Consider the following 17341-nt stretch of genomic DNA (forward strand, 5'->3'; position numbering starts at 1 on the left):
AAATGCGAGATCCACTATTAAATTCACTGATTTATGTCAGTCGTTATTATGGCTTAGCAAATTCGCCAGATGCTCTTATCAACGGGTTACCGTTATCTGATGGTTTACTGACTCCGTTTCTTTTACCTCGTTCTGCAGAACGAGCAGGATTGGTCGCAAAGGAGAACCGATCTCCTTTCAGCGAGATATCCGATCTCGTTCTACCGGCGATTCTCCTTCTCAAAGAAGGTGATGCATGCGTATTAGTCAGCATCAACAGTGACGATGGTGAGGCTGAAATAGTGACCTCCGACTCAGACATGATGCCTGTGTCCATTCCCGTAGAAGAGCTAAACCAACAGTACATTGGCCGATATTTCTTGGTGAAAAAGCAGTTCAGATATGACGAGCGCTCACCAGAGATATTGAAAACAAGAGATGGGCATTGGTTTTGGGGAACATTATTTGCGTCAAAACATATCTATAGAGATGTATTAATCGCCTCTATACTGGTCAACATGTTTGCCGTTGCTGCACCTATGTTTACTCGGCTCGTTTATGACAAAGTAGTGCCAAATTTAGCCTTTGAGTCATTATGGGTTTTAGCTTCGGGTATCTTTGTTGTCTTCATTTTTGACTTTGTGCTCAAGCTGCTTCGAAGTTATTTCATTGATGTGGCGGGAAAAAAATCAGATATACTCATTTCATCGAAGCTATACAGCAAAGTGTTGGGTATCCGTATGGAGTCGAAACCTCCATCAGTAGGTGCTTTTGCTCGACACTTACAAGAATTTGAATCCATTCGGGAGTTCTTCACTTCAGCAACGATGTCTGCGCTTATAGACTTACCTTTTGCTCTATTATTTTTAGGCATTATTTGGTTATTGGCCGGAAACCTAGTCATCATCCCAATCGCAGGGGTGACTATTCTTATCATTCACTCTTTGATTATTCAGGGTCCGTTGAGAAAGAGTATTGAAGAGGGTTCTCGATTAGCCTCTCAGAAATATGCAAACCTAATCGAAAGCCTAGCAGGGCTTGAGTCCGTTAAGTTATTTGGTGCACAAAGTCAGTTTCAATATCGCTGGGAAGAATCCGTTGCCCATATGGCAAATTGGAACATTAAAACCCGCAGAATTACCGACACTATCCAGAACATGGCAGGGTTTGTTCAGCAGTCTTGTAATATCGGAATGATTATCCTCGGCGTATATTTGATTGCTGATGGCGAGCTGACAATGGGCGGATTGATTGCTGCCACTATGTTAAGCGGACGAGCAATTGGTCCACTTGTACAGCTATCCCTTCTCTCGACTCGTTACAATCAAGCTAAGTCATCAATGACCATCATCGAACAAGTCATGGCAATGCCCGACGAGCAAGAAGAAGGCAAGCGCTACATCCATAGACCGATAATACAGGGTAAAATTGAACTTGATAAAGTAACCTTCCACTACCCCGACTCGACGATTGCGTCTATTCGAGATCTGAGCCTAACGATTCAACCTGGGGAAAAAGTGGCGATAATAGGTCGTATTGGTTCAGGCAAGACCACTCTAGAGCGCCTTATTATGGGTCTGTATCAGCCCACAGAGGGGCATGTACGTATAGATGATACCGACATAGCCCAATTGCATCATGTCGATGTACGACGCAATATAGGCTGTGTACCTCAAGAAAGCGTTTTATTCTTTGGTTCAATAAGAGACAACATTACGTTGGGACAGACGCTCGTTGATGATAGAGAGGTAATGGATGCGGCTAATCGCGCTGGTGTGACCGTATTTACTCAACAAGATCCAGCGGGCCTTGAAAGGCAAGTTGGTGAAGGAGGCTTGTTGTTATCTGGTGGACAACGACAATCTGTTTCAATTGCTCGGGCATTATTGGGTCGCCCTCCAGTACTTCTAATGGATGAACCAACAAGTGCAATGGATAATCGTACCGAGATGTATATTAAAAATCAGCTTGGGCAGATGAATAAAAATGAAACGCTCATTTTGATAACGCATAAAACCTCTATGCTGGATATTGTTGATCGGGTAATCGTGATGGAAAAAGGTTCTATCATCGCGGACGGTCCAAAACTTCAGGTATTAAAAGACCTTAAGCAAGGTAAAGTTAGAGCCGTAAGTTAAAAAATTAGAGTAGAAAAAAAGAGGAAGCGCAATACTTCCTCTTCTCTCATTTATTATCTCTTATTGAAAGAATTAAAGTTCTTCGTCTTGTTCAACACCTTCAACCATCGTCCGACAATGAATCTTATTCCGGTCATATGAAAATACGCTGACACCTTTGTCTTTTCTGGTCAAATATGTCTCATCCCCATACTGAATTGAAACGCGAGTAAAGACCTTGTTGGCTTTTATCGTATTTAGCTCCAATAACCTTTCAAGCTCAGATTCGGCGCTCTCTATTTTAGTTTTAGTTTGTTCAATCAATACGTTGTTTTTTTTCTTTAGATTTTGAATCCCGACGATTTCTCGTTCTGAGCGCTCTTCTTTGGGCCTTTTCATCAACTCCATTTCTTGCCGAATGGCGTCCATCGTTTTGTCTTGTACTACTTTGTAACGTTCTTTCAGCTCCGCTAGACCTTGCTTATACTTATTATATTTAACGAAGGCCTGTATCGTTGTCGCGGTATCACCTTCTACACCCAAATTAATACATTCTACTTTACCGCCCACTCGTGCAATGCCGCCACTAAGCGTACCATGTTTGTTGTTAGCGTCTTTGATGGTTAGGTCACCCGTACACATCGTTGTGCAGCTCATACAGTAAAGCTCTAATTCAATGTTCCCCATTGCCTGAAGAAAAGCAAACTGACTATATTTCGATTTGATGTTCCCGTTTGTTTTAACCACACAGGCTTTATCTTCACCTTCGTCTACGGCGTGTCCAATAATGCCCTTACCTACAATGATATCTTCTTGAGCTTGCACATCTGCTGATTCTATAAACCCACCAACGGTCACTGAACCAGTAGCACGTACGATCATTCCCGCTTCAATATTTCCAGAAACGATCAAGCTACCTTTAAATTTGATATGGCCAGTTGTAACATCAACATTTTTCAAAATAAGAGAAGGATCGACGTCGATTGTCGACTCTCTGATAATTGGCATCCCTGACTGGCTAGCACGCAACAAGTTTGGGTTGTCCCTATCGATATTGGAACCTTTCCCTTCTTTCAATATTTTATCACTGCCTGCTTGAGGCGGAATGGAGACACCGACTACCGTATAACCTTGTTTGCCATTCGTCGCAGGGATGCGTTTCATTATCGCTTGACCCTGTTCAACTGTAATGGTTTCACCAAGGTCACGCATATCAACTTTATGGGTTTTATTGTCTTTTTCTTGAGGAGCTAGTATTCGAGTATTCGCGTCTTCAACCATAGGGACAAATTGTGCGTCTTTACCATTTACTGGTTGTAACCCTCGGGCTACTGGTTGTTCAACGACTTCACCCTTCGACAAGTCAGTACTCAACGAAAGCACTTTCTTAAGCGCGAGCTTATTAATACCCTTCGTTACATGTGCATTAGCAAGCGCCTGCATGATCTCTACAGGGCTAATTTGTTTCCCCCCAAAAGGGCCAGTAACATGCATTGTCGCGAGCATATCACTATCTGATAATTCAACTTTAGCTTCTGCATCTTTACGAAAGGCGACAGTAACGCCTTCAAACGCCGATTTTTTATTTTCTCTAGCAGCTCGCACAAATCGTCCAGCAGCATCAGCATCATAAAAAAAGCTACTAACTTCTAGCTCAGTTAAGACTTTTTCTAAGCCGTCAATACTAAACGTAGGCCCAACTTCCTCGCCTCGGGGCAGTTGAGCAATGACGCTGTTGGAGTCTTCAGATAATCGAGTTAACTCTTTCCACATTTTAGAACATAGCTCATTTTATTTGATATTAAGAGTTTATCTTAAAGTATGAGACACTTTGTCAAACTTTGCGAAAAACCCTGTTTGAATCACTTTTTTATTGATAATTCAGATAAGAATTAAGATTTACAGTGTAAATCAAGTACAAGTTTACAGTGTAAATTAAAGCAGTATGGCGGCACTCTGTCTAAAAAGTTGTTCGGATTGTTTTCTCCCACTAAATGAGTAAATCGTCGCAATCTCATTCCATGATTTTTTTTGCAACAATTTTGACACCAGTATTGGATGGATCTCTTTCGTGTCGATGTACTTTAATAACAACTTGCTCAATGGATAGACGACGCTCTCATACCCGCTACCGCCCTCAACATAAAACTGAACTAGATTAACTTGAGAAAGAGACACAGAAGTAGATCTCATATTACACGAACGCAATAAAACCAAAACGAAAGAAGCCGATAATTGTTGAAACGTCTCTGGTAGCAACGCAATAAAATCTTGGCAAAAACGACCTTCAACCTCCCTTAACCAGTTAGTTTCTGCATCAGAACTGAGCATCAATAACGAATATGTGCCACTAGCATGATCAAGGCTAGAGCCCAAACGTACCGGGTAAAAACGATTGCTGAGCCAAAAACGATACAACTCTGAGGTAACACCGAAACTAGTAGAAAGGTAATCAAACTGAATTTCTTTTTGAGATCTCAGATCGCACAACATCTGGCTACCGATACCAGAGTGTTGAAACTCCTGTGCGACGGCAATGCGCATGACCCTCAAAGAGCGACAGATGGCGGCTTGTGAAAATCCCATTTGACCCGCAAGAATAACCGGTGCTAAATGCCCTTTAGGTCTTCTAATTCCTTTCATCACGCTTTGAATCAATTCAGGGCTGAGCTCTCCTTCGACTTTTGCCACTATGCAACCAACAACATCGCCCCTACTCATTCGAACAAATAGAAAAATGGATTCATCATCCAATATCTGCATCATGTCATTTGGTGAGGTTTGATAATGAGCACTAACCAACAAAGAAAAAATCTTCTTAAATAGAGTAGGGGAACTCAGTAGCTGTTCTTTACTGATAATCGAACTCTGTGTCTGACCAATAAAGCGTTCAGCGCTTTTTGGATAAACTTCTGTGTTCAACAAAAATGTATCAAAAACCCATGCTTCTAATGGGTCGCCTTTATTCCATCGTATTGGTTGCTCAATATGACATTTTTTCCAACCAGGTCGGTTCTCGTCTAGCCACTTAAAAAACTTAAGCGTAAATCCTCTACCACAACCTTCGTAACCGTGAATTGTCGAGGAGAATACAGCGCGATGATAGAGAGAAGTAATACGCAGTAACATCGAAACGGGTATCGCCGACGCCTCATCTACCAATACCAAATCGCATTCAATATTAGACCTGATTAATTCATCAGGAGAGATAAACTGAATGAAAGACTGGTTTGACGAAAGCGAATTTTTACTCTCGTTAGTGATGGTCGTTAAATGTTGTTTCGCGTGAACAAATACAGGGTCAACCGCTTTTCGAGAGGGTGCGGTAACAACGATACGGACGTCTTTACTATTGATCAGTTGTGCTGCCGCTATACCTAGTGCCGAACTTTTTCCTCTCCCTCTATCAGCAGTAAGAATAAGTGGTCTTTTTCTATGCCCACTTATTACTTTTTTTATCAGTGATATCGCATTCTCTTGTTCATAGAACTGGCTTTCGAGAGCAGAAGGGTTTGAAGGTATGGGTAATGCAGGTGGTTTTTTATGTTCAAAGACTGTAATCGAGTCGACGAGTGCCGCCTCCAACCATTGTCCAGACATGCAGCCATCTCTATTTGATAGCAAGAGGAACAAGATCCCACCATAGCAAAGCGCACCAGAAGCAGCGGTAAAACTATTGGCGTCAAAGCCATCATTGTCATCATAAATAAGGCATTCGACTTCTCGACCTAATAATTGAGCACCTTGCTTAGCCGATAATAATTTGGCCCCAACCAATGCTTTCCCTCCCAACTTATAGCATAAATCTGACGAACGACTGGAGAGATATCTTTCTAACAGTTCATCTTGCCAACAATCATCGCCTTTAAGTCTTACCAAATAACGGTGCCCATTTGTTTCAGCTACAGCGGACAAAGATTTTAGATAGGATAGGGGAGAGGTCATTTGATAAACACCAGAGAGAAACAATGCTTTATGTTATCACAGCACAAAAAAAAAGCCGCTAGCGCGGCTTTATTGTCTTAATTTAATTTCGACTCTATGAACGCAAGGATATCTTGCATGGCTCTATCATCTACTTTTTTAAGGTTTATCGCTAAGTTACTGCCTTTGCGCGTATACATAGCTCTCCCCTTTATCAACTCTTTCTTTGTGATAATCTCATGTTTTTTGGGTGCCAGTTCTTCGATCCAGCTTTCTATATGCTCTGTTACATCCTTGGTTAAGCGAGCGACCCCTTGAGCTTCACTACGTTGCCACGCAAAACCTTCTTTAGACTTACACTTATCGAGCAATGACTGCCGTCCATTCTCATCCAATTCATTAAATTGTTTATGTAGTTTAACAATCGTCGGTCGTCCTAATTCACTCACATTAGGATACGCTTGTAACAACTCTAAAGGCAACGCAGCGGCTTTTAACGCGCCACTCACAAGTGCTTCACTACATTGAAAAATTTCAGCCAACGTTTTCTGATCACTTGCTTCGCCACTCTCTAACTTATTTAACATCTCTTTGCCGCGTTCATATAACGAAAGAGGCTTATGAGCGTTTGCAACATCAGAAAGAAACTTAGCGTGTTCAGGACCTATCGCCTCTGCCACATATATTAGGAAGTGTTTTTTCGCTAAAATACATGACATTCGACGACGACTACCATCTAGTACTTCTATCTTGCCATCTTTAGTTTTTCGACCAACGGCTGGATATTGTTGACCACGTTCTTTTAACGTCACAAGAACATCGGATAAAGCATGTTCATTTAAAAATGATTGCTCACGCGCATTTTGAGCAAATACGGTTGTTCTACTTTCTATATCTTCAGCCGGAATCTGAACGAGTTCGAACTCGACCATTTCCTGACCAGCAACACTGAGCTCTATAGTTTGCGCTTTTTCCTTAGCCGCTGTCTGTGCTTCTTGAGGAGTTGTCGCGCGGCGCTTGTTGGCTTTGCCAAATAATTTCGCGTTTAACTCAGAAGTTTTTATCGCCATGGTTTATTACTCCTGATTAAGTGAGTTCCAGTTACTATGTAGTACACGCTCTAGTTCTAGAGCTGCTTTTTGTATTGAATCTTGGGCGTTATGAAGTGTTTTCTTACCACCTTCAAAGTCACCAACGGTAAGATCAAATACCGTGCTGTACGTATCTGCACAAGTTTCGAACGCACGGCTTCTCGGTATGGTTGCCATCATTACCTGATCATTAAGAAGGTAGTTCATCTCTGTTAATACAGATACCTGCTTTTTGTTATCATCTTCAAACATCGTAGGCATAAGTCTCACGAATTCTAGGCCTTTCCAATCGTCAGGAAACATTTCGTAAACCGTCGGTAGATGTTGAAAAAAGTTCACTGTCGAGGCCCAATCCAACCGCTTAGCGGCGCAAGGAATCAGCAGTGCATTAGACGCATACATCGCATTCCAAACAAGTGGATCAACGTGAGGTCCTGTATCTATCATAATAATATCGAAATCTTCAGAAATAGGATCAATGAGTTTTTCTTTAAGCAGACGAACAATATCTAAAGATTGGTTTTGCGACAAATGCTGCCAAGCTTCTGCATTAAACATCGCATCTTCAGGGAAAGCAGAAATAGTCTTTAGATTTGGATATTGCGTGGGTAGCAAAACATTTTTATTGAGAAATTCCCGATCAACAACGGTATCATCCGGTACATTGTCCAACATGATATCGACAGCTGAATATATATTATCGTGATCTTCCATACTGATCTGAGGGTTCAAAAATAACCTTAACGAACCTTGGGGATCCAAATCGATTAAGCAAATTCGATATCTCTTATCTATATTCAACGCCAAACACGCCGCTAGGTGAACAGCGGTCATTGACTTACCTGTTCCCCCTTTTTGATTTTGCACATTAATAACCCAAGGTTTGTTGCTCAAGTTAGATTTGGACGCTCGCGTTAGTTTTCTCTCGTGAAACTTAGGTACGCCTGCGGCATCCATCAGCATATGGGCTTCAGCCAAAGAAATGGAGTAATGATTCGCGTTATTCTTGGTAAACTGGTGACCACCGGCTTCTAACTTATTAATTGCGTCATCTAGTTTCCTACGCGTTAACCCCGACCGAGTTTCCATAAGCGCTTTCGACATTGGAGGAAAATGGTCCTCACTTCTTTCTTCAAGAACAATCTCTATTCTGTCTGCTTGAACTTGTTTCGTTTGTTCAGCTAACCTGTAGAGATTTTCTATGGTTTGATCTCGTTTCATCGGCAATCATCCGTGCAAAATGGTTTGCAAATATTGTACAGGATTTAATAACATAAACAATAAATAGCTGAACATTCATTTTAGAGCAACCTCACATTTATTAAGCAGATATCGGCTATAAAAGCAGACTAAACGCGATAAATAGGTGCAACATTAAACTATTACCACTCTCAAATAAACTCAGATTAAAAGTGTTACCACGTCACGCATTTACAGTGTAAAAGCCTTTATTCTTCGGAACGATGTAAAATGGCCTTCAACTTACGGCTTTTGTCATCTAGATAAGTGAGTATAGCCGACTTATAAATGAATACGCCATATCCGGAACGATGATCAAGAAAGTTCCTTGATCATCGTTTCGAGTAATTATTAAGTAATGGAACGATGATCAAGGAAAGAAACGACCGTACAAACATCGTTTTTGATCTTAACTAAACCGATCTGCTTACGGATCAATGATCAAGCTATGTAAAACTCCGGAAGAATGTAACTTACCGTATAAGTTACGGGGATTGCTTATTCAATATAGGATAGAGACCACAATACCTAACGAATATCAATCAGGCGAAACGGTCAATCTACAAATACCAACCTTGATCATCGTTTCGATATAGACGTAGGTAACGCATTTTATTTATAAATATTTTATTAATTGGTACAAGTATTAAAGACTGATTAGATAACCATCAAATAGAAACATTCGACAACCTTGATCATTCTTCTGTGCATTTCAAACTCGATTTTCTAATCCAATTTAATAAATGGGCACAAAAAAAATCATTATTTTGTGGATAACCTGTATAAGGACGTTGATCATATTTCCGATCGAGTGATGATCATAGGTTCGATAAACTAATGATCATCGTTTCACAATACTTTGATCATACTTCTGAAGCTACGTTGATCATAGGTCTGTTGACTACATGATCATGCTTCTACACCCATAAAAAAAATATTACTTTTAAACAATAGGTTACAGGCAAATCAAGGCTCGGATCATTAGATCATATAATCAATATAGATCACTTTAATCATTAAGATCATCTATTTAAATAACCATAAAAAAGCCTTTATTTATGATCTATTTTTCTTTACTCTTGTGGAACGATAGTAATATTACGGATAATGATTAGTGAACCCGAAAGTCAAACCAAATGACAAATTGCTCATAAAATTACCTAGGACTCATAAAGATGGGCATTTATTTGCCGTATCAGAGCATGCGGTTGATTGGATCGAACAATATCAGCACTTCAAAGGGGTCACTAAAAGTATTATTGAGCTACTCAATCTTATCTCCTTAAGAAGCTTTTCAAGCAAAGATGGTTACGTTTCAACAACTGAAATTGTTGAAGCTACGGACCGACATTTAACGAGAGCGGCAATTCAACAAAGACTAAGAGCGGCAGTAAGTATTGGTTTATTTCAACAGATCCCCGTGAGATTTGAAGAAGGATTAGCCGGTAAAACGATGCTTCATATATTCGTTAACCCAAGTCAGCTCGTATCCGTCTTGGGTGCAACAAGTTTAATGACGGAAAGTTCTAAACAGACTGAGAAACAAAAAAGATCTAAAGCATTGGCTCAAACTCAAGTAAATAAACGTCTCTTAAGTGAATACGGCCTACAAACACCTCCAGCACTTAAAGATGAAGCCGATCAGTTTATCGTATCTCCAGCAAACTGGGCTGGAATTATAGATCAAGCATTGGCACCACCTAGAACTCGTAAAAACTATCAGAAATCAATGGTTTCTATCTCTGGATCTCGAGCTATCATTGAAACACGGTCATCGAAAAATATCATGACTGTCGATGATCTTATGACGTTGTTCGCTCTGTTTACTCTTACGGTGCAATATCATGAACATCACCAAGAAGAATACCAGCTCAATATTAAGCAAGCCCCGAATAAAACCCCATTGTACATAACCGACATTCTTTCAATGCGTGGGAAGAAAGATAGTGGACCAGCTCGAGATTCCATCCGTGAAAGCATTGATCGAATAGAATACACCGATTTTCAACTGCATGAATTGGCAGGTCGCTGGCTTAGCGACAATATGCCGGAAGGCTTTAAAAGTGATCGATTTCGATTTTTAGCACGAACAATTACCGCATCAGAGGAAGCACCTTCGGAAAATGCGGCGGGTGAAATAAAAATAAAGCCGAACCTTTATATTTTGGTGTGGGAACCTTCATTCTATGAAGAACTACTCACGAAAGATTACTTTTTCCTATTTCCTCCTGAAATACTTAAGCAACACACATTGGTATTCCAACTCTATTCATATTTTCGTAGTCGCATGTCAAGAAGATATACGGATAGCATGCTATTAAGTGAGTTGAATCAAAAGCTTGCAAGAAATATCGAGTGGAGACGTTTTTCATCTGAACTTATTCGTGAGTTGAAGAAAATTTCCGACGATGAAAAAAATGACCCCCATTTTACGGTGAACCTTTGGGGTTATCACTTAACGATATCGATGATGGAAGCAAAAGGTAAGGTTTCAGATTATTTGGTTGATATTAAATGTGATGTGGAAGAAGTATTGCGTTTCTCGCGTGCAAGAACGACCAATGCCGGAAAAAGGAATATGGCACCAACGCTTCCCAACCCATTACGAAATGAAATGGTTTCAAAGCAAAAACTTGCGGAGTTGTCTGAAATAATCGATGGCGAGTTTGAACCAATTCAACGAAAAGAACGCCAGCCTAAAGGTAAACTAGGGCGTCGAGTTAAAGTTCGAAAACACCTCGTAGAAGTAAATGCAGATGAACTAACGATAACTCTATCCAAATATACCTCTTCAGAAGCTCTAGAAAGAAGTATAACGGCTCTTTCTGCAATGACTGGTCATTCGCCATCATCAATTAAAGAAGAGTGTGAGGAGCTTATAGGTAAGCTTGATTGGCTTCGTGTTGCTGATGAAGTGGTGAGCTATCAAGTGTTAAGTAAAACGATAGAACTATATAATTCTCAGTCTTCGTCGAAACATCTGTCTATCGAAAAGCTAATTTCTGCTTTAGCCGTACGTAAGAAGGTTTGTAAATCCGTATTCGAAGGTCATATTGACGAAGAGGTATTTCGTACGTTAGACGACGTCGCAATAGGTATTTGATTAACTTCGGACAGAAGATTGACATTAGTCTGACAGTAAATAATCCCTATTAGCTATAGTTCAATACGAATAGACAACCTTTTATCCTTTCTGAGGAAAGGTATATATTAGCTCATAGAGTTACATTCATTTATGAATTTTTTAGCGAGTTGCGATACTCGCTATTTTTTTGCCTAAAATTCAGTAGTATCATTCACATGTATCTTTAAATCACCTTGATCATCGTTCTGACCGTATCCGTTTTACCATCCACGCCCCAAATTGTTCAATACTTCCCGTGCTTTTCTTAGAAATGTCTGGCGACTGATACCATTCATTGAAAACAGACTACTATCTCTAATAGGTAATGCGGGGAATTGGATGGGGAACGCAACCGATTTTTTTAAGTTCGGGCAAGTGTTTGTAGAACGATTCTTAAGAATAAACGTGGAAAATCTGATAATCAAAGCCATACTGATAGAAATATAATTTTGTTGTCATAACTCTGTAGCAGTTCACACTCTAAGATTGTTCTTCTTAACAATGATCGTGGTATTTGCTACAAAAGTTATGTCCTCGGACATGGTTTTAATCGGAGGTATTTATGTCTATTAATTCTATTGACCATGATGAAATGGCAAATATAGCATCCCATTGGGACTTCAAGGAAGAAGACGCCAAGCATACAGAAAAACAGATTAAATCAGCCGAAGCTCGTCGTCGTATTGAAGCGATGCGCGAAATTCGTGAAAGCGGTTTAACATTGGAAGAAGCCGAGGAACTGGGCTTATTTCATTAATGGTCTCTTGAATGCACACGCAAGGGCGGGTTATTACCGCCCCTGATTTTTCTACATTAAACCCCCTTTTTGACATAAAGAGGATTGATTGCTGTCATTTCTCTATTTCGTTAATCTTGAGTCTTCACTCGTTTCCATTCCCTGTGATATATTGCAGCACCACAAAATAAACTCTATTGAGAACATCATGCCAGTTAATTTATCTTTGCTCTCTGTGGAAGAGAAAAACAAGATTGAGATTGATAAACAAGCGTCGTATTTGGTTTGGCAGCTAAAGCAGGCTAAAATCGGCCCAAATGAGATGTTAATTCAAAGAGAAAAGCTCAAAAACGAAGATGAAAAAACATGTTTTGAGCAATCAGTAGCAAAATATAAAAGAGCCATGGGAGTGGTATAACCTTCCAGCTCCTTAGCAAATTGAATTTACATTTTGCTAAAATTCGTCAAATAAATTGAAGCAGAGAGAAGACCCCAATGGGAAGAAGTTTTGAAGTGCGCAAGGCCTCAATGGCAAAAACACAAGGCGCGAAAATAAAAGTTTATTCCAAGTATGGTAAAGAGATATACATGAGCGCCAAGAATGGCGGCGGTGATCCGGACATGAATCTCTCTCTAAAACACTTGATCGCTAAAGCAAAGAAAGATCAAGTGCCAGCACATGTAATAGACAAAGCGATTGATAAAGCAACGGGTGGTGGCGGTGAAGATTACCAAGCAGCCCGTTACGAAGGTTTTGCCCCAGGAGGCGCTAGCGTCATAGTGGATTGCCTAACTGATAATGGAAACCGTACCTTTCAAGATGTACGCCAGTGCTTTGTAAAAACAGGTGCGAAAATTGGTAGTCCAGGCACCACGGCACATATGTTCGATCATCAGGCGGTGTTTCAATTCAACGGTGATGATGAAGATGCCGTTTTAGAAGCATTAATGATGCAGGATGTTGATGTAACTGACATCGAACTAGAAGACGGTGTTATTACTGTATTTGCACCGCACACTGAATTTTTCAAGGTAAAGACAGCCTTGAACAGCGAGTTTGCAAACCTTGTTCTTGATGTTGAAGAAATCACCTTTGTTTCCCAAACAAATACACCTATCACCGGTGATGATGCAATTAAATTTCAAAAATTCTTAGACTTACTTGACGAGTGCGATGACGTACAACAGGTCTATCACAATGCTGAGTTAGACGCCGAATAGAGTCAAACTTAAACGTTATTACAACATGAAAACCGAGCTAATAATGCTCGGTTTTTTTGTCTTCGAACTAAAGTAAATGGCATAGTTTACATTACAACTGAATTAGTCGTATGGCGGTAGTGGATGGCCATTGTTAGGCATAAGAGGATCGAATGATCACCATGTTGAACTCAAACGTACTTAGTTTTGTTAATTGTCTGGAAAGTTTTGTCATATGGTAGCCTTGATCATGTTTCCGTAGAATCTAAAAATTGGTTAACTAACTTATTGATTAAGTGCTGTTAATTGAAAATTGAATTTTGCTCTTTTTTTGCGGATATTGGAGAGAAAAGAATGAATAATGTTGGTGGCTTTGTTAACGTGTTATTTCATCGTTCAGCTAAAAATAAGGAAAAGTAATGAGGATTAGTTTTATTGGATTGGGTGTTATGGGTTACCCCATGGCTGGACATCTTCAGACAGCAGGGTTCGACGTAACCGTATATAACCGTACTACAAAGAAGGCACAGGATTGGGCCAAACTGTACGGTGGTAATTATAAGACCACCGTTTCTGAGTGCGTACAAAACGCGGATGTGGTTATCTGTTGTGTGGGGAATGACGACGATGTGCGCAGTGTTATCACAGCCAGTAGCGGTGCAATCTCTGCCATGAATGAAGGCGCGATCTTGATCGACCACACAACGACGTCCGCAAATCTAGCAGAGGAGCTCTTAAAAGCTTGCCAGACCGCTGGAATTGCATTTATGGATGCACCAGTGTCAGGTGGTCAAGCCGGAGCTGAGAATGGCGTTCTAACCATCATGTGCGGTGGAGATCAAGCGGTCTTTGATACATTACAACCTGTATTCAATGCCTATGGAAAATCGTCTGTTTTGATGGGGGAAGTTGGTCAAGGTCAACGCGCTAAAATGGTGAACCAGATTTGCATCGCTGGCGTACTTAATGGTCTTTCGGAAGGGTTGATACTCGCTGAAAAGGCAGGGTTGGATATTCCAACACTCGTCGACTGTTTGAAAAACGGCGCCGCGGGCTCTTGGCAAATGGAAAATCGCGCAACCACGATGGCGCAAGGTAGTTTTGATTTTGGTTTTGCTATTGATTGGATGATCAAAGACCTAGGTTTTTGTTTAGATGAAGCAGATAGACAAGGTATATCGCTGCCGTTAACCAACAAAATAATTAAACAATATGAAGAACTTTCTGCGCAAGGGTTGGGTAGGATGGATACCTCAGTATTAATGACTGCGATAGAAAAAGAAGCAAAATAGTTATTACTCTACGTTAGAATATTTAACCACCTTCTCAGAAAGTGGTTAAATATAGTTTGCTCTGCTCTTCTAAGCCATCGCCGTTAATGTATGGAAACAATAAGCACGATGTACCTAATCCAGATTCTCATTTTCACGAAAACCAACGTCATCCCCATGAACATGGGGATCTAATATCACCAAGATTCCCGTTTGCACGGGAATAACGAAGTATTTAGCACTAACCGAACAGCATCACATTGTCCTGGCATTTCAGATAACGATTTACACTGTAAAAAATTAGACAGTGAATCGGCCAACGAGATGAGACAGTTCCGTTGCCTTGGCATTTAATTGACCACTACCCGCTTGGTTTTCCTTGGCAAACTGTGCCGATTGATGGCTCTTATCAGAAATAATAACAACGCGTTCAGATATCTCATGACCCACCTGACTTTGCTCTTCTGTTGCCGTCGCTATGAGTTCATTCATGTCCATGATGACATTGATCGATTCTTGTATCTTGCTCAACGCATTACTTGCCGCGTTAGCTTCTGCCACGGTGTCTGCACTTTTAGATTTGCTCTTATCCATGGTTTGTACCGCGGCATCAGAAGCGGCTTTAAGCTGATTAATCATCTGATGGATTTCTAACGTACTTTCTTGCGTTCGGCTTGCTAGCTTACGAACCTCATCTGCTACAACAGCAAAGCCTCGACCTTGTTCTCCGGCACGTGCGGCTTCGATCGCAGCATTCAGAGCGAGTAGGTTCGTTTGTTCAGCGATATCTTGAATCACCTCTAATGATGTTGAGATGTTCTGCACATCGCCTTCCAATTTAGAGACGACCTCGTTGGCTTGCTCAACGTCATTAGCCAGTGATTCAACCGAATGAGCGGCAGAAACCACTATCTCCATCGCTTTATGAGCACTGCCTTCAACTTCTTTCGCTGACTCCGCCGCTTGAACTGCGTTACTCGATATTTCAGTTGCTGTCATTGTCATCTCTGTCATTGCTGTCGCTACTTGCTCGGTCTCTTCTCGTTGCTGGCTTGCCAATGAATCGACCTGTGTGGCTCTACCTATCATGTTACTGGTTTCGCTGACGACTTCACCGCTGACTAAAGTGACGCTTTTGATGATTGACTGAAGGCTTGCGACAAACAAGTTAAAATTGTTGCCTAGACGGTTGTACTCTGGGATCGTAAATTCTTCCATTCTTGCTGTTAAGTCGGCATCACCATTCGCAAACGAGGCAATAGAACGATCGAAGGCGTTAAGAGGGCGAATAATGCTCTGATTTACAAACACAGCAAATAGACCAGCAATGATCACGATGATAAACGTCGCTATACCTATGCCGATCAAAGCATCGTCGACAAGGATTTGAGATGTCTTTTCCATATCGATAACCGTTGCTTCAATATCATCAATATAGAAGCCCGTACCAATAACTAGATCCCATTGAGATACGTAGATTGAATAAGCCAATTTTGGCGATGCTTCATTCTCACCTGGTTTTGGAAAGTAGTAGGTTGTATAACCACCACCACTTGTCCCTTGCTTAATAATATCTTGCAGCAAAAGGAAGTTATTAACGTCTTTTAGATTCCAATAGTTCTTGCCTATACCACTAGTACTTTGCCCTAACAGCAATCGGTCCCCTTTACTGTTATAGCCATATACGTATCCACTTTCACCAAACTTAATTCGGGAAAGTTCAGATATAACTTCTTCAATTGGCGCATTTCTTTCTTTAAGCGACACGAGTACAGAATCTACTATTTCCATGTAAGATTTTAATTCAATCTTTTTGCTTTCCGTCATGTAGGTTCTTGAAGAGTCCATGTGAGCTTGATTTAGGTTGAAAAGTTCAACTCGGGTAAAATACATGGTCCCAATTGCAATAATCAGTAACGGGAGGATGGCTAAAATGTATAATCTCGTCTTTATCGTAATATTCATAATGATTAACTCAATTTGACAGGTACTGATAGGTGCATTTAATAGTTGTAGCGAATATATTCGGCGTTATGCAGATATATGTTGCATGTATTGTTATCGACGACTAGGCTAAAATCTTTAGCTATTATTGATCTAGTGCAACCAGTTGATTGATTAGAATTTCTTTACCAGAATTCAAAAAGAATGCTTAAGGTCGTGAAATAGTTATTCATTTTTTGGCTAGATAGTGGTAGAAAGAGCGTTGATTTTTTATAGGTGCAGACAAATGAGCGTTAAGAAAGAGATACAACAACTGAATGATCGTCTAGATAAGTGTAAAAATAAATTGAGTGCAGCGGTTTCTAGACGAGATCAGCCAGTTATCGCTCAATTTGAGAAAGAAGTAGAGCAACTAAATAAAAAGCTTAATCAGATAAAGCATAAGCAGAGTTATGACCTTAACAAAGAGCGTAAGAGTCTACTTGATATGCCTTTTCAACGAGAGTTGACCAAAGAAGAACAAGCGGATTTGGGTCTATTTAAGAAGAAAATTAAAGGTATTGTGGTTGTTCATCCACTGACTAAACTCGGCAAAGAGTTAAAATTAGACGCAGTAACAGGGTTTGCACCTAAAGAGTTTTGATTTCAGATCAACGTATAAAAAAACAGCATTTGACGCTGCTTTTTTATACGTTGTTTCGTTAAGTGCACTTCTT

At 40.4% G+C, this 17341-nt stretch carries 12 protein-coding genes; 7 read left to right on the plus strand and 5 right to left on the minus strand.

Annotated elements, in window-relative coordinates; all coding sequences use genetic code 11:
- Positions 1 to 2: 2 nt before the first annotated feature.
- Entirely contained in the window at positions 3 to 2117 is a 2115-nt protein-coding gene (locus AACW90_RS01040) for a type I secretion system permease/ATPase (protein ID WP_390229560.1), read from the plus strand.
- 72 nt (positions 2118 to 2189) lie between these two features.
- On the opposite strand, the gene AACW90_RS01045 is transcribed toward AACW90_RS01040, so the two are convergent.
- The 4 genes from AACW90_RS01045 to AACW90_RS01060 form a co-directional block, all read right to left on the minus strand.
- On the minus strand, positions 2190 to 3869 hold the full coding sequence (locus AACW90_RS01045; RefSeq protein WP_390229563.1) for a flagellar assembly protein A: 1680 nt from the start codon (positions 3867 to 3869) through the stop codon (positions 2190 to 2192).
- Positions 3870 to 4031: 162 nt separating this feature from the next.
- On the minus strand, positions 4032 to 6041 hold the full coding sequence (locus AACW90_RS01050; protein ID WP_390229566.1) for a tRNA(Met) cytidine acetyltransferase TmcA: 2010 nt from the start codon (positions 6039 to 6041) through the stop codon (positions 4032 to 4034).
- Between the two features lie 77 nt (positions 6042 to 6118).
- Positions 6119 to 7090 carry a ParB/RepB/Spo0J family partition protein gene (locus AACW90_RS01055; protein ID WP_390229569.1) on the minus strand — a complete coding sequence of 324 codons (972 nt, stop codon included), beginning with the start codon at positions 7088 to 7090 and terminating at the stop codon, positions 6119 to 6121.
- A gap of 6 nt (positions 7091 to 7096) precedes the next feature.
- On the minus strand, positions 7097 to 8332 hold the full coding sequence (locus tag AACW90_RS01060) for a ParA family protein (protein WP_390229572.1): 1236 nt from the start codon (positions 8330 to 8332) through the stop codon (positions 7097 to 7099).
- 1132 nt (positions 8333 to 9464) lie between these two features.
- Here AACW90_RS01060 and AACW90_RS01065 point away from each other — a divergent pair.
- From AACW90_RS01065 to AACW90_RS01085, 5 genes are all read left to right on the plus strand, one after another.
- Positions 9465 to 11453: a replication initiator protein RctB domain-containing protein gene (locus AACW90_RS01065; protein WP_390229575.1), complete on the plus strand. Its 1989-nt coding sequence runs from the start codon at positions 9465 to 9467 to the stop codon at positions 11451 to 11453.
- A gap of 583 nt (positions 11454 to 12036) precedes the next feature.
- Positions 12037 to 12231, plus strand: a complete 195-nt coding sequence (locus AACW90_RS01070) for a PA3496 family putative envelope integrity protein (protein WP_275138143.1) — start codon at positions 12037 to 12039, stop codon at positions 12229 to 12231.
- A 187-nt stretch (positions 12232 to 12418) separates the two neighbouring features.
- Positions 12419 to 12628 (plus strand): DUF3283 family protein, encoded by a 210-nt coding sequence (locus AACW90_RS01075; RefSeq protein WP_195705807.1) that lies wholly within the window; start codon positions 12419 to 12421, stop codon positions 12626 to 12628.
- A gap of 77 nt (positions 12629 to 12705) precedes the next feature.
- Positions 12706 to 13431, plus strand: coding sequence for a YebC/PmpR family DNA-binding transcriptional regulator (locus tag AACW90_RS01080; protein WP_275138141.1), 726 nt, complete (start codon positions 12706 to 12708; stop codon positions 13429 to 13431).
- Positions 13432 to 13829: 398 nt separating this feature from the next.
- On the plus strand, positions 13830 to 14702 hold the full coding sequence (locus AACW90_RS01085; protein ID WP_390229580.1) for an NAD(P)-dependent oxidoreductase: 873 nt from the start codon (positions 13830 to 13832) through the stop codon (positions 14700 to 14702).
- Between the two features lie 279 nt (positions 14703 to 14981).
- On the opposite strand, the gene AACW90_RS01090 is transcribed toward AACW90_RS01085, so the two are convergent.
- Positions 14982 to 16646, minus strand: a complete 1665-nt coding sequence (locus tag AACW90_RS01090; protein WP_390229583.1) for a methyl-accepting chemotaxis protein — start codon at positions 16644 to 16646, stop codon at positions 14982 to 14984.
- Between the two features lie 265 nt (positions 16647 to 16911).
- On the opposite strand from AACW90_RS01090, the gene AACW90_RS01095 reads away from it, so the two are divergent.
- Positions 16912 to 17268 (plus strand): YibL family ribosome-associated protein, encoded by a 357-nt coding sequence (locus AACW90_RS01095; protein WP_195705811.1) that lies wholly within the window; start codon positions 16912 to 16914, stop codon positions 17266 to 17268.
- Positions 17269 to 17341: the final 73 nt, after the last annotated feature.

Origin of the sequence: Vibrio frigidus, from assembly GCF_042465995.1 — a bacterium.
Lineage (GTDB): Bacteria > Pseudomonadota > Gammaproteobacteria > Enterobacterales > Vibrionaceae > Vibrio.